We start from the raw sequence: 13,926 nt of genomic DNA, 5'->3' as shown, positions 1-13,926 counted from the left end.
TTTCCGTTTTGTTGCGGAACAGTGAAGATACTACTCCTAGCATTCTTTGCTCGACAACGTTATGCATACGTATTCAAAGATTGGATAGGCAAAAAAAGACCTTTTTTTTACTTTTAATTAACATTCGAAAGTCATGTTGTCGACTATTTAAGTGACTGAATTATAGCACTAAACCCTCTAGTGTGTATTTTTGAAAAATGTATTAATTCTTTGCATACGTATGCAGCTCTATTGAACCTCATTTCCATATTCACGTATCCTCGAGTCAATTAAATAATAACGACGGCCTGTTACTGGGTCGCAACAAAGAGTTAACTGTAGCAAGGTTGTTTTGTAGTTAATTCGCTTATTACAGAGGGTGTGCGATGAGTCAGTTATCATGGTGGCGTGGCGGAGTGATATATCAGGTATATCCACGAAGCTTAATGGATTCCAATGGAGATGGAGTAGGGGATCTACAAGGGATCATTACTAAACTTGATTACATTGCTAGTTTGAACGTCGATGCTATTTGGATTTCGCCATTCTTTAAATCACCAATGAAAGACTTTGGCTATGACATCAGTGATTACCTCGACGTTGATCCTATGTTTGGCACAATGCAAGACTTTGACGATCTTATTGCTAAAGCACATAAGCTAAACATTAAAGTTGTTATCGATCAGGTGTTAAGCCATACCTCTGACGAGCACGCTTGGTTTAAGCAAAGCAAATTAAGCCGCGATAACGATAAAGCAGATTGGTATGTATGGGCTGATCCGCAAGAAGATGGGACTGCACCAAATAATTGGTTAGCCATATTTGGTGGTTGCGCTTGGGAGTGGGAGCCACGTCGTCAACAATACTATTTACACAACTTCTTAAAAAGCCAACCAGATTTAAATTTTCACAATCCTGAAGTAAGGGCTGCGGTATTAGATAACGTTGAGTTCTGGCTGAAAAAGGGCGTCGATGGTTTTAGGTTAGATGCGATTACGTTCTGTTACCACGACGAACAGTTACGTGATAACCCAGCGAAACCAAAAGATCAGCGTCAAGGTCGTGGTTTTAGTGAAGATAATCCGTACGCTTACCAATATCACTATTTCAATAATACTCGACCACAAACCGTAGGTTTTATTGAAGATTTACGTGCCTTAATCAATAAATATCCTGGTGCAGTGACGTTAGGTGAAGTGTCATCTGAAGATTCTTTGGCGACGATGGCTGAATATACTCAAGGTGACGAACGCTTACATATGGCTTATAGCTTTGAATTATTAACTAACGATTTTAGCGCTGCTTATATACGTCAAACCGTAGAAGAGCTAGAAGCCAGCATTGGCGACGGCTGGCCATGTTGGGCTATTGGGAACCACGATGTACAGCGGGTTGCAACTCGTTGGGGCAAAGGTGAAACCAATTCAGATCTTGTTAAGATGCTAAATGGCTTACTGTGTTCATTACGTGGCAGTGTTTGCAGCTATCAAGGGGAAGAGCTGGGATTAACAGAAGCCCCGATTGAGTTTGAACAACTACAAGATCCATTCGGTATCGCCTTTTGGCCGATGTTCAAAGGACGTGATGGCTGTAGAACGCCTATTCCTTGGGTAAAAGATCATCTTCAAGCAGGCTTTAGCGAAGCTAACAAACCTTGGCTACCGATACCTGACGAACATAAAGCTTTATCGGTTGATGCTCAGGAAAATGATACTGATTCTACATTGAATGCCTATCGTCACTTTTTGGCATGGCGCAAACAATACCCAGCATTAGTGGCAGGCGACATTAAATTTATCGATACTGATGAGCCTGTTTTAGCTTTTACACGTCATTTTGAAACTCAAACTTTGTTAGTGGTGTTTAACCTGGCAAATACCACTAACCAGTTTGATGTTTCAAACCTTAATATTAAACAAGTTATTGATAATCATGGCTTAGCAAGCGCTGAACTCGTTAATGACAGTGTGCTAAATTTTGATGGGTTTAATAGCTTTTTTGCCATCATCGACTAAGTTGATATTACAGCAACCTTCGGGTTGCTGTTTTAGTTTATAAGCTTGACTCATTATTCAAGCCGATAACTCAGTATAAGTTTCTTAATACAATAACAAGAGTACCTAAATTATGGCCTCAACAATTTCAAGCGGAACCGCAACCGTCAGCCATTCAGGCGATGGGAAATATCGTTTTGCACTCGTATCGCTCACATCATTATTTTTTATGTGGGGTTTTATTACTTGCTTAAATGACATCCTTATTCCGCATTTAAAAGCAGTATTTTCATTAAGTTATACCGAAGCAATGTTGATTCAATTTTGTTTCTTTGGTGCTTACTTTTTAGTGTCTCTCCCTGCTGGAAAACTCGTTAAAAAATTGGGTTATCAGCGCGGGATTGTCACAGGGCTTGTTATTGCTAGTTTTGGTTGCGCGTTGTTTTATCCTGCTGCTGATTTTGCTGTTTACGGATTGTTTTTAGGGGCACTATTTGTGCTGGCGTCGGGTATTACTATTTTACAAGTCGCTGCCAATCCATACGTTAATGCGCTGGGTAGTGAAGAAACGGCATCAAGCCGCCTTAATTTAACCCAGGCTTTTAATGCTTTAGGTACAACAGTTGCGCCATACTTTGGCGCAATCTTAATTCTGTCAGTTGCCACTGGCGCAGTGGGTGAATTAAGCCATGCACAAGCAGAAGCCGAAGTCGTTAAAATGCCGTACTTGTTTCTTGCTGCTACTTTAGCGGTGTTAGCCGTGATATTCGCGAAACTTAAACTGCCGGTGATTGAAGCACATGTTGAACCAGATTCAACAGGTGAAGTGACTTATAAAGGCAAAAGCAGTGCACTACAAAGCACTCATTTAGTCTTGGGAGCTATCGGTATTTTTGTTTATGTTGGCGCAGAAGTATCAATTGGTAGTTTTTTAGTTAACTTTTTAGGCGAAGAGCATATTGTAGGACTTAAAGAAGCCGATGCTGCTAAATACATTACTTATTACTGGGGCGGAGCTATGGTTGGACGCTTTATTGGCTCCGCTGTGATGCAAAAGATTTCTGCTGGTAAAGTGCTGGCTTTTAATGGCCTGATGGCGGCTGCATTAGTGTTAGTTGCAATGTACACCAGTGGTCAAGTAGCGATGTATGCGATTTTGGCAGTAGGTTTATTTAACTCGATTATGTTCCCAACGATTTTCAGTTTAGCATTAAGAGATCTTGGGCCTCATACTTCACAGGGCAGCGGTGTGCTTTGCCTTGCTATTGTTGGTGGTGCAATCATTCCTTTATTGCAAGGTGTGATGGCCGACAGTATGGGAATACAACCTGCATTTATTTTGCCAGTGGTTTGTTATGCATTCATTATATTTTATGGTGCTAAAGGCTCAAGAATCTAATCTTTAGGGCCTGTAATCATCTGTGCTTATACGAAAGCAGTCAGTTGGCTGCTTTTTGTTTTTAGTTTATTGGATTTTAGCGCTGATTTATAAGAATCTACACTTGCGCTAGCGTCCGTTAGCTCCTATGATCCAATCGCTTTTCTGTATTAACTTCTTTTTCTTTACTCTGTGAGATCCCCAATGCTGACTTTCCCACTTTCTGGCAGTTCATCTGAACTGGTAATTGATGTGCTAACCATGGTGTTAACTGATGGTAAACCATTAGACAGAGCATATTCTCACAACTTTTCTGGTATGCAATTTCCGCCTGCAGAACTTGCCCGTATCACTACAGTAACGGGTGATATTCTTCGTCGTTTTAATTTATATTGCTACTTAGTTGATATGAAAGCAGATGATATCGAAAGAATGGGGTCAAAGTTACTCAATGGATGGCATTTATTCCATGAACTTGAATTACCTAAGATGGAATATGCATTACAAGTTGATGCAGATGATTTTGCCGCGCGTATCGCAGAAGCTAAAACGCAGCCAGCATTATGGGACGGTTGTCCTGAGTGGTTAGATACTTTAGGTGCTGAGCAATTAGGTGATAAATGGCCAGCAGAAAGAGCAGCGTTAGCAGCAGTACCTAAACGTTATATCCGAGCTAATTCTTTAAAAGGGACTAGAGAAGAATTAAAGCAACGTTTAACCAAAGAATTAGTCGCAACAGCAGAAGTTGAAGGGGTAGAAAGTGCCCTTGAAGTTCGCTCTGACTCTGCTTTATTTAAAACCAAAGCATTTAAAGAAGGTTACTTTGAGCAGCAAGACGCTGGCTCACAACTTGTCGCAGCCGCTGTTGATGCAAAACCGGGTATGCGAGTTGTAGATGCATGTGCAGGGGCAGGTGGTAAGACATTACATATTGCAGCGCAAATGAAAGGTAAAGGCCGTTTGTTAGCGATGGATGTTGAGCAGTGGAAACTCGACAATTTAAAGACTCGTGCTCGTAGAGCCGGTGCGCATAATGTTGAGACACGCATTATTGCCAGCAGTAAAACCATTAAACGCTTAAAACTTACCGCAGATCGAGTGCTACTTGATGTGCCTTGTTCTGGTCTTGGAGTGCTTAAACGTAATCCAGATTCAAAATGGCGTGACACGCCAGAACGCCTGCCGGTATTAATTGAGCTACAAAAAGATATTTTACAAAGCTACAGCCGTATGGTGAAAGTCGGTGGGATGCTTGTGTACGCAACTTGCTCGATTATGCCGGATGAAAACCGTAACCAAGTTGATGCATTTATTGCTGCAAATCCTCATTTTAAATTAATCGATGATGAAGAAATTTTGGTTTCAGAACATGGTTTTGATGGTTTTTATTTAGCCCGTATGGAACGTGTAAGCGAAGCCTAACTTTTGAGTTAGTTGTTGTTTGAATATTTTCAGTTATCTTGGAGTAAGTACTCAGTAAAATTCTAAAGAATTGTTTCAAATAAAATCTAACGATAAACACATCATTAAAAGCAGTATTATCAGCAGACAATACTGCTTTTGTTATTTTTAGAGCATAAAAATAGCTAATTCTCATTCAAACCAGATTAATCAAATGTTTGTCCTTTTTGCAAAGAGTACACTTGTTGGTCACTTGTAATGCTTTTGTTGATTTTATCTTTAAATATGCATAATCTTCATAATATATATGATGCAGTCAAACTGTCATAAACAGTTCGCACTAGTTTTTTAAATCGTAGGAGCTCTATGGATAGCGCGCAGTATAAAGTGAATGATTTTGTGAGTAGCGATGTTTTAACACATCGCTCTTCAAGCATTGAGCGTTATAGCACGATTTTATCTATGGTACTGGAAGGCTCACCACTTCGCGAAATACTCCATTCTTTAGTTTTATCCATTGAAGCACAAAAAATAGGTACCAAAGCCTCGGTTTTATTAATCAGTAATGATAAAAAGCGTTTACTTAATGGCGCAGCACCTAGTTTGCCAGAAGAGTACAACCAAGCTATTCATGGGGTTGAAATTGGCCCTGAGATTGGTTCATGTGGCGCAGCAGCTGCCACTGGTAAGAGGGTTATTGTTGAGGATATTGAAACCTCTCCTAATTGGGCAGCCTTTAAAGAATTACCCCTCAAAGCGGGACTAAAGGCCTGTTGGTCAGAGCCTATTATTGATTCAAATGGTGACGTTTTAGGAACGTTTGCCATGTATTATGATACCAAGAAATCTCCCTCAGCATTAGATCTCGAATTAATTCAAGAAGCGGCAAAGTTAGCCAGTTTATCAATAGAGCGTAGCCAGGCTTTACACTTACAACAACTAACCAGTCGAATATTTAGTAAGTTACCTATGGGCTTAGTGATCACAACAGATTCCCATTCCTTATTACTTGTAAATCCAATGTTCAAAACCATTACTCGAGATTTTACTGCGGACAAATCTGTTTTTGAGCCAGAAGTCTTTTTTGAAAGATCTGATGAAAAAGCATTAAGCTCGATGCTTAAAAATTTAACAAGAGGCAACACGTGGCAAGGGGAGTTGGTTGGTTATAAAAGAAATGGCCAAACATTTGATGCTGAAGTCACGGTGACGACGTTCAGAGATTATCATGGTGAGCAAAATTGTTTTTCTTGGTTAATAACAGATATTAGCGAACATAAAAGTGCGAATAAACTGATTCACTTTCAAGCTAATAATGATGCATTAACCAGCCTTGCTAACCGAAGATGTTTTTTAGATAAAATATATGATTATGTTTGGCAGCATGAACGCACAAAACAAAATAATATTGCTTGTAGTGTGCTGCTAATGGACATAGATAACTTTAAGTTAATTAACGACAGCTTAGGTCATGAAAATGGTGACTTTTTGCTTAAAGAAGTGTCAGACCGTTTAAGTTTAATTTCGCCATCCAATAGTATGCTAGCAAGAATCGCCGGTGATGAATTTGGTTTATTTATCCCAGGTCTAATCACCGATAATGAACTTATCGCACTCGCGAAACAGATTAACCAATCAGTTACGGAAGTTGTGATTATTGAGCAGCAGCAAATACATCCGTCGATGAGTATTGGTATTGCGCGTTACCCTGAAGACTCAACCATTGTTGAGTCACTGATCAATTTTGCTAGCCAAGCAATGTATGACGTTAAATTGAAAGGTCGTAACAGCTATCAATTCTTTAATAAAGAAATGCAAAAAAATGCTGAACGTACCGCTTACCTGCAAATGGAACTCAATAAAGCGTTAAACGAAGAAGCATTTGAACTGTATTTTCAGCCTATTGTTTCAGCCAAAACCTCGAAAATAGAAAAGGCTGAAATTCTATTACGCTGGCAATTAAATGGTGAATTTATATCTCCTGAAGAGTTTATCCCAATCGCAGAGCAGTCAGGGCTGATTGTTCCTATTGGTAAATGGGTAAGACAACAGGCATTAAAGATCATTGCAGAGTGCTGGCGACAGGGTGAACCGATTGCATTATCAGTAAATGTCTCTACTTGTGAATTTTTAACTGACGATTTGCAAAAACAGTTTCTCCAGTGTTTTGAAGAGTTCATGGACCAACAAACAGAGTCTGACTTCCCATTATCATTGCTGACGCTTGAAATTACCGAATCATTGATGATGGATCAGCACCAGAATATTGAGAGTCTATTGAATCAACTAAGAAGTTGCGGGATAAAAATTTCGGTAGATGATTTTGGTACTGGTTACTCATCGTTATCCTACCTTGCCAATTTTCCTGTGGATCAAATTAAGATTGATAAGGCTTTTATCCAAAAAATTGAACAAGGACCCCGTCATAGGGCACTTGTTGAAGCGATTGCAAGCATGAGTAATGCATTAGAACTTGCGGTAACGGCGGAAGGGGTAGAGACCCAGGAACAATTGGATTTCGTAAAAAATAATAAAGTTGATGCTATACAAGGTTACTTTTTTTACAAACCTATGCCGCAGCAAGCATTCTTCGACTTGATTAGCCAGAATAATTCATGACTTAAGCACTACTCACCTTGAATTGTAATCACCATATGTCGCTGACCGCCATGATTACGATGCTCGCCAAGATAGATCCCTTGCCACATTCCTACCGCTAATTGACCATCACTAATTGGAATCGACAGCTCACAACCTAATAGGCTCGATTTTAAATGTGCAGGCATGTCATCACTACCTTCATAGGTGTGCACATAGTAAGGCTCATTTTCAGCCGCAGTTATATTAAAGTAAGACTCAAAATCTTGCCTAACACTGGGATCGGCATTTTCATTAATTGTGATAGACGCTGAGGTGTGTTGTAAGAACACGTGCATTAGCCCGATTGAAAAATTCGATAATTCAGGGATCTGCTTTAATATTTCATCAGTCACTAAATGAAATCCACGTGGTTTAGCCGTTAAGGTTATTTGTTTTTGAAACCACATTGTCTTCTCTTTATTTCGTTAATTTAGGCTCAAATTGTAGAGATTTTTGGTGAAAACGCCAACAGTCAAAAACACTGCTATAAAAAATTTCAGCAGGATAAAACGCTATTGGCTGTTAAAATCTATTTTCCAGTCCCTTTTATTGACTTGCATTAGCTGAAAGCCTTGTTATATGTGGGTTGTGAGTGGTGTTTGGGAATTCGTGTCATTTTACGATGATTTTTTTCGAGGTATTAAAAAAGTCCAAATTGACTGTCTGATTGTAGTAAAAAATTCAGCACACAGGTGTAAGCTGTGTGTAAAACGAACGATTGATACAAAGTGTTGCAATTGTTTGTGGTTGATTAATCTCAACTTTAGTTTAAAAGAAAAGAGGGTAGGCACAAAAAAACCGCTCTAAGAGCGGTTCTTAAACTAAAAATAGCGACGTTAATTAACGGCCTATTTAATATTAACCAAGCATAATTTTTGGTTCAGTAAACTCAAGCTCTAATGCTTCAGCCACTTCTTTACAGACTAGTTTACCGTGAATAACGTTAAGGCCATTCAGTAAGTGCTGGTCAGCAAGTAGTGCTTTTTTATAGCCTAAATTAGCAAGTTTAAGAATGTATGGCAGGGTTGCATTGTTCAGTGCAAACGTTGATGTACGGGCTACAGCGCCCGGCATGTTAGCCACACAATAGTGAACAACATCATCAACAATGTACGTCGGCTCTTGGTGTGTTGTAGCGTAAGATGTTTCAACACAACCACCTTGGTCGATAGCCACATCAACAATAGCACTGCCAGGTTTCATGCGTGAAATCATGTCACGCGTCACCAATTTAGGCGCAGCTGCGCCAGGGACTAATACACCGCCAATGACTAAGTCAGCATCAATGACATGACGTTCAATCGCATCTGCAGTTGAGTAAATTGCTTTAACTGACGAGCCAAATTGAACGTTTAAACGACGTAATGCATCAATGCTACGGTCAAGTACAACTACGTCTGCGCCCATGCCCACAGCCATTTGTGCAGCATTTGTACCTACCATGCCGCCGCCAATAATAACCACTTTGGCAGGTTCAACACCTGGCACACCGCCAAGCAACATACCACGGCCGCCTAATGACTTTTCAAGGGCGCGAGCACCAGCTTGAATTGACATACGACCAGCCACTTCTGACATTGGTGCAAGTAGTGGTAAACCACCACGATCATCAGTCACTGTTTCATAAGCGATACATACTGATTTACTTTTTATTAAGTCTTCAGTTTGTGGCATATCAGGTGCTAAATGCAGATATGTAAATAGGATCTGATCTTCACGCAGCATAGCGCGTTCAATGGCTTGAGGCTCTTTAACTTTTACAATCATGTCTGACTGAGCAAACACTTCTGCGGCAGTTTCTAGAATAGAAGCACCAGCGTCAATAAAATCTTGATTGGTAAAACCAATGCCAATACCAGCATCGGATTGTACGAATACATCATGACCTTTAATCGTTAGTTCTCTAACGCTTGAAGGAACCATACCTACGCGGTATTCGTGGTTTTTGATTTCAGTAGGGATACCAATAATCATTTTGTGCCTCTATTTAATCAGTTGTCGTTGTTGACAGTTCAATTGTTATTATAATCGTTCGCCTGAACGTGCTTATTTCAGGGAAGTCTAGTATAGTGCCCAAGACGCAGTTTATGCTGCTAAACTTTACACATTAAAAGATGAATATGTTGTTTTTGTGCTAAAGCAAGGTTAATAATATGGCAAATAATAAAAAAAATTCTGTAAAAGATTTAGATCGGATTGACCGTAATATCCTCAATGAACTTCAAGTTGATGGTCGCATATCAAACGTGGAGTTATCGAAACGAGTAGGGCTTAGTCCTACTCCTTGTTTAGAGCGAGTTAAGCGTCTTGAGAAACAAGGTTACATTAATGGCTACACTGCATTAGTTAACCCTCATTATCTTGGTGCATCTTTACTTGTATTTGTGGAAATCACGTTAACACGCGATACGCCTGATATTTTTGAGCGCTTCAACAAAGCGGTTCAATTACTCGATGATATTCAAGAATGTCATTTAGTATCTGGAGACTTTGATTATTTATTGAAGACTCGAGTATCTGATATGTCAGCATATCGTCGTTTATTAGGTGAGACACTACTTAAGTTGCCATCAGTTTCTGATACTCGTACTTATGTGGTCATGGAAGAAGTCAAACAAACTAATAAAGTCGCATTAAATTTATTAGCGGATAGCTACTAAACTTTCTGACCAATAAAAATAAAGGGCATTGCCCTTTATTTTTTTGTCCAAAATTTGTTCACACTTAAAAAATGTCACTTATCGGTGTAAAAGTAACCAAATGATTCATGGATAATTAAATTTTGGTTAAGCATCCATCTATCTGAAAACATTAGGTTGAGCTTGGCTTATTGCCATTGCATAATCACTGCAACATCAATGATATTCTGTTATTGTTATCATTCTTCTTAAATTCTTATTCGGGTGTTTTCGTTTGTCTCAGGGAAAAAGTCTTCAAACACTTAGTGGCCTTCAACGCCTTCTCGAAGGTGGATTGATTATATGTTGCATGACAGCAACCTACATTCTTCTTGCGCTCAGCAGTTTTGATCCTAGTGATCCTGGCTGGAGTCAGTCTCATTTCCAAGGTGAAATCAATAATCTTACAGGCGCAGTAGGGGCTTGGACTGCCGATGTGCTGTTTTATTTCTTTGGTTTTATTGCCTATTTAATTCCGGTCATCATAGCGGCCACTGGTTGGTTTATTTTTAATCGCACTCACAAATTATTTGAAATAGATTACTTTTCTGTGGGATTAAGGATCATTGGTTTTATGTTGATGGTGTTGGCATTAGCAGCGCTTGCCAGTATGAATGCCGATGATATGTACGTTTTTTCTGCCGGTGGTGTTGCTGGTGACGTTATTGGCCAAGCCATGTTGCCGTACTTTAACAACCTGGGTACCACATTACTGTTACTGTGCTTTATTGGTGCTGGTTTTACATTAACCACAGGGATCAGTTGGTTAACTGTGATTGAAGCGACAGGCTATGGCACCATATGGTGCGTGAAGAAACTGATCAGTCTTCCAAGTTATTTCAATGGTTCAAATGAAACTGAAGACACGCGTGGCTTTATGTCTGTGGTTGATAAGTTTAAGCAAGGCCGTGACAAAAATAGTGAAGAAGAGGATGTGATTGATGGTGAAGTGCAATCCTCAAATGAACAGCCTTCAATTAAACAGCCTTCAAATAATGAAAAAGCACCGGAACGTCATTATGGCGGTAAGTTAGAACCGCAGTTTGATGTTGTATCTGACAACACTGACAATCACATAGCAGACGATGAGTACGAAGAAGAGCCTGCCAAACAATCTGTTTTTGCACGAATGAAGTCTAAAATCATTCCACGCCGTGAAGAATCACAAGATGATGCTCAAGATGCTGAAATTGATAGCGAAACTCAAACTCAAACTCAAACTCAAACTCAAACTAGGGTAGAGCCTCAGGTTAGCATTAACAACACCGCAGATGAATCAAGCCAACCATGGGTTGCATCAGGTGATGCGCCAGCAGTTGATTTAACAAATACTAATCAATTAGATCCGCAGCAAACTAATGACGAAAGTATCGAGTTTGGCGATGAGTTTGAACGCACGACATCTATTGGTGCAACCGTGATGGCTGCGGCAGTTAAAAATCAGCAAAGTGATGACCAAGAAAGTGAAAAGCAATTAACTGAGCATCAGCAAACGAATGCGGCGCAATCTACAACGCCAGTAGCCTCAGACAAACCGTATATAGCGGAAGGTATCGTGGTAATTCCAGGACAAGAGCCACAGGTTGTTATGAGTCAGCCACGTGTTGCCATGCCGCCTTTACCGAGTATTACCTTACTTGATGTCCCTGATCGAAAAGAAAACCCAATCACAAAAGATGAGTTAGATATCGTTGCTCGCTTAGTGGAAACCAAGTTAGCTGACTTTAACATCGTAGCCAATGTTGTTGGCGTATTCCCAGGCCCTGTTGTGACCCGGTTTGAGTTAGAGCTTGCTCCAGGTGTTAAAGCGTCTAAAATTTCTAATTTGTCTAAAGATTTAGCGCGTTCTTTGCTAGCTGAAAGTGTCCGTGTCGTAGAGGTCATTCCAGGTAAAGCTTATGTGGGTCTTGAGTTACCTAATAAGTTCCGCGAAACCGTGTTTATGCGCGATGTACTTGACAGCAAAACCTTTGAAGAAAGCCAGTCAAATCTATCAATGGTGTTAGGTGAAGATATTGCAGGCGACCCAGTGGTCGTTGATTTAGGCAAAATGCCGCATTTACTGGTTGCGGGTACGACAGGCTCTGGTAAGTCAGTTGGTGTGAATGTGATGATCACCAGTATTTTGTATAAGTCGGGACCAGAAGACGTACGCTTCATCATGATTGACCCGAAAATGCTTGAGCTATCAGTTTACGAAGGCATTCCACATTTATTATGTGAAGTTGTGACCGACATGAAAGAAGCGGCCAATGCACTACGTTGGTGTGTCGGTGAGATGGAACGCCGATATAAGTTAATGTCGGCATTAGGTGTGCGTAATCTTAAGGGCTACAACACCAAGATTAAACTTGCAAAAGAAGCGGGAACACCGATTGTAGACCCGTTATGGAAATCATCTGAAAGCATGGATGAACAAGCACCTGAGTTAGATAAATTACCTTCGATAGTTGTAGTGGTCGATGAATTTGCTGACATGATTATGATTGTCGGCAAAAAAGTAGAAGAATTGATTGCCCGTATTGCCCAAAAAGCACGTGCAGCTGGTATCCATTTAATCTTAGCGACTCAGCGTCCTTCGGTCGATGTGATTACAGGTTTGATTAAAGCGAACGTACCGACTCGTATAGCATTCCAGGTATCTTCACGTATCGATTCACGTACCATTTTAGATCAACAAGGCGCTGAAACCTTGCTAGGCATGGGTGATATGCTTTACTTGCCACCAGGTACCAGTGTGCCTATTCGTGTGCATGGTGCATTTATTGATGATCATGAAGTACATAAAGTGGTTGCCGATTGGCATGCCCGTGGTAAACCGCAATATGTCGAAGAAATTCTTAATGGCGTTAGTGATGGTGAGCAAGTGCTGTTACCTGGTGAAACCGCAGAAACCGATGATGATACTGATCAGTTATATGATGAGGCTGTCGCTTTTGTTACTGAAACCCGCAGAGGCTCTATTTCCAGTGTTCAGCGTAAATTTAAAATCGGTTACAACCGCGCAGCCAGAATTATCGAAATGATGGAGACACAAGGTATTGTCAGCACGCAAGGTCATAATGGTAACCGTGAAGTGTTAGCACCGCCACCACCACGTGGTTAATCAGACAATGTCAGCAAACGTTAAACGAAGTTTAATCTTAGTTTGTTAGGCCTAAATGCTACATTGAAATAACGATTACGCTCTTAGAAGTAGTAGGAAAGAATATGAAAAAATGTGTTGGTTTATTATCAATTATCACGGCGCTGTTTATTACGCCGGTTCACGCTGATGATTCAGCAGAACTACGTGAAAAACTGAAAACATTGGCATCTTTAAAAGCTGACTTTAGCCAAGTCGTTACCGACATTAATGATAAAGTCATTCAGTCAGGCCAGGGCGTTTTTGCCCTTGCTTATCCTAATAAATTCTACTGGCATTTAACTCAGCCGGATGAATCTTTAATTGTCGCTGATGGTCAAGACTTGTGGATATTTAACCCATTTGCTGAAGAAGTCACCGTGATGGACTTTGCTGATGCTGTCGAGGCTTCGCCGATTGCTTTACTTGTTCATAGAGATGAAGAAACTTGGGCGCAATACCATGTTGGTCAAGTAGAGCCTGAGTCAGGAAAAGCCTGTTATATGATTAAACCTAAATCACTCGAAAGCAGTGTAGTTACGGTAAAAGTCTGTTTTGATCACACTCAACTAACCGATTTTAATCTATTGGATGAGCAAGGTAATCACAGTCAGTTCATGTTAACCAATCAAGCCAGTGTGACAGAAGATGAGCAATCATTGTTTGAATTTGTCGTACCGGCAAACGTTGATATAGACGATCAACGTAATAGCCCTGCGCAATAAGGTTTAC

9 protein-coding genes are annotated in these 13,926 nt (G+C 40.2%); 7 read left to right on the top strand and 2 right to left on the bottom strand.

What is annotated here, in order from left to right:
- Window positions 1-365: 365 nt before the first annotated feature.
- The 4 genes from Q4600_RS02725 (at window position 366) to Q4600_RS02710 (ending at window position 7,371) form a co-directional block, all read left to right on the top strand.
- Window positions 366-1,994: an alpha-glucosidase family protein gene (locus tag Q4600_RS02725; protein ID WP_303514434.1), complete on the top strand. Its 1,629-nt coding sequence runs from the start codon at window positions 366-368 to the stop codon at window positions 1,992-1,994.
- Between the two features lie 112 nt (window positions 1,995-2,106).
- Entirely contained in the window at window positions 2,107-3,372 is a 1,266-nt protein-coding gene (locus Q4600_RS02720; protein WP_102526197.1) for a sugar MFS transporter, read from the top strand.
- A gap of 183 nt (window positions 3,373-3,555) precedes the next feature.
- Window positions 3,556-4,773, top strand: coding sequence for an RsmB/NOP family class I SAM-dependent RNA methyltransferase (locus Q4600_RS02715; protein ID WP_303514438.1), 1,218 nt, complete (start codon window positions 3,556-3,558; stop codon window positions 4,771-4,773).
- Window positions 4,774-5,118: 345 nt separating this feature from the next.
- Complete coding sequence (locus Q4600_RS02710; RefSeq protein WP_303514441.1) at window positions 5,119-7,371, top strand: EAL domain-containing protein; 2,253 nt, start codon at window positions 5,119-5,121, stop codon at window positions 7,369-7,371.
- Window positions 7,372-7,379: 8 nt separating this feature from the next.
- On the opposite strand, the gene Q4600_RS02705 is transcribed toward Q4600_RS02710, so the two are convergent.
- Together Q4600_RS02705 and ald are read right to left on the bottom strand one after the other, a co-directional pair.
- Window positions 7,380-7,799 (bottom strand): secondary thiamine-phosphate synthase enzyme YjbQ, encoded by a 420-nt coding sequence (locus Q4600_RS02705; protein ID WP_248955819.1) that lies wholly within the window; start codon window positions 7,797-7,799, stop codon window positions 7,380-7,382.
- A 451-nt stretch (window positions 7,800-8,250) separates the two neighbouring features.
- Complete coding sequence (ald, locus tag Q4600_RS02700; protein WP_102526193.1) at window positions 8,251-9,366, bottom strand: alanine dehydrogenase; 1,116 nt, start codon at window positions 9,364-9,366, stop codon at window positions 8,251-8,253.
- 179 nt (window positions 9,367-9,545) lie between these two features.
- Between ald and lrp the strand changes: the two genes are divergently transcribed.
- The 3 genes from lrp (at window position 9,546) to lolA (ending at window position 13,919) form a co-directional block, all read left to right on the top strand.
- Window positions 9,546-10,052, top strand: a complete 507-nt coding sequence (gene lrp, locus Q4600_RS02695) for a leucine-responsive transcriptional regulator Lrp (protein ID WP_055026025.1) — start codon at window positions 9,546-9,548, stop codon at window positions 10,050-10,052.
- Window positions 10,053-10,305: 253 nt separating this feature from the next.
- Window positions 10,306-13,176 carry a DNA translocase FtsK gene (locus Q4600_RS02690; protein ID WP_303514449.1) on the top strand — a complete coding sequence of 957 codons (2,871 nt, stop codon included), beginning with the start codon at window positions 10,306-10,308 and terminating at the stop codon, window positions 13,174-13,176.
- A gap of 104 nt (window positions 13,177-13,280) precedes the next feature.
- Window positions 13,281-13,919, top strand: coding sequence for an outer membrane lipoprotein chaperone LolA (gene lolA, locus Q4600_RS02685; RefSeq protein ID WP_229369512.1), 639 nt, complete (start codon window positions 13,281-13,283; stop codon window positions 13,917-13,919).
- Window positions 13,920-13,926 lie beyond the last annotated feature (7 nt).

It is taken from the genome of Shewanella sp. 2_MG-2023 (genome assembly GCF_030548905.1).
Classification (GTDB): Bacteria; Pseudomonadota; Gammaproteobacteria; order Enterobacterales; family Shewanellaceae; genus Shewanella; species Shewanella electrodiphila.
Note: the sequence above shows the minus strand (reverse complement) of the source record. Positions and strands in the feature narration are given on the sequence as shown.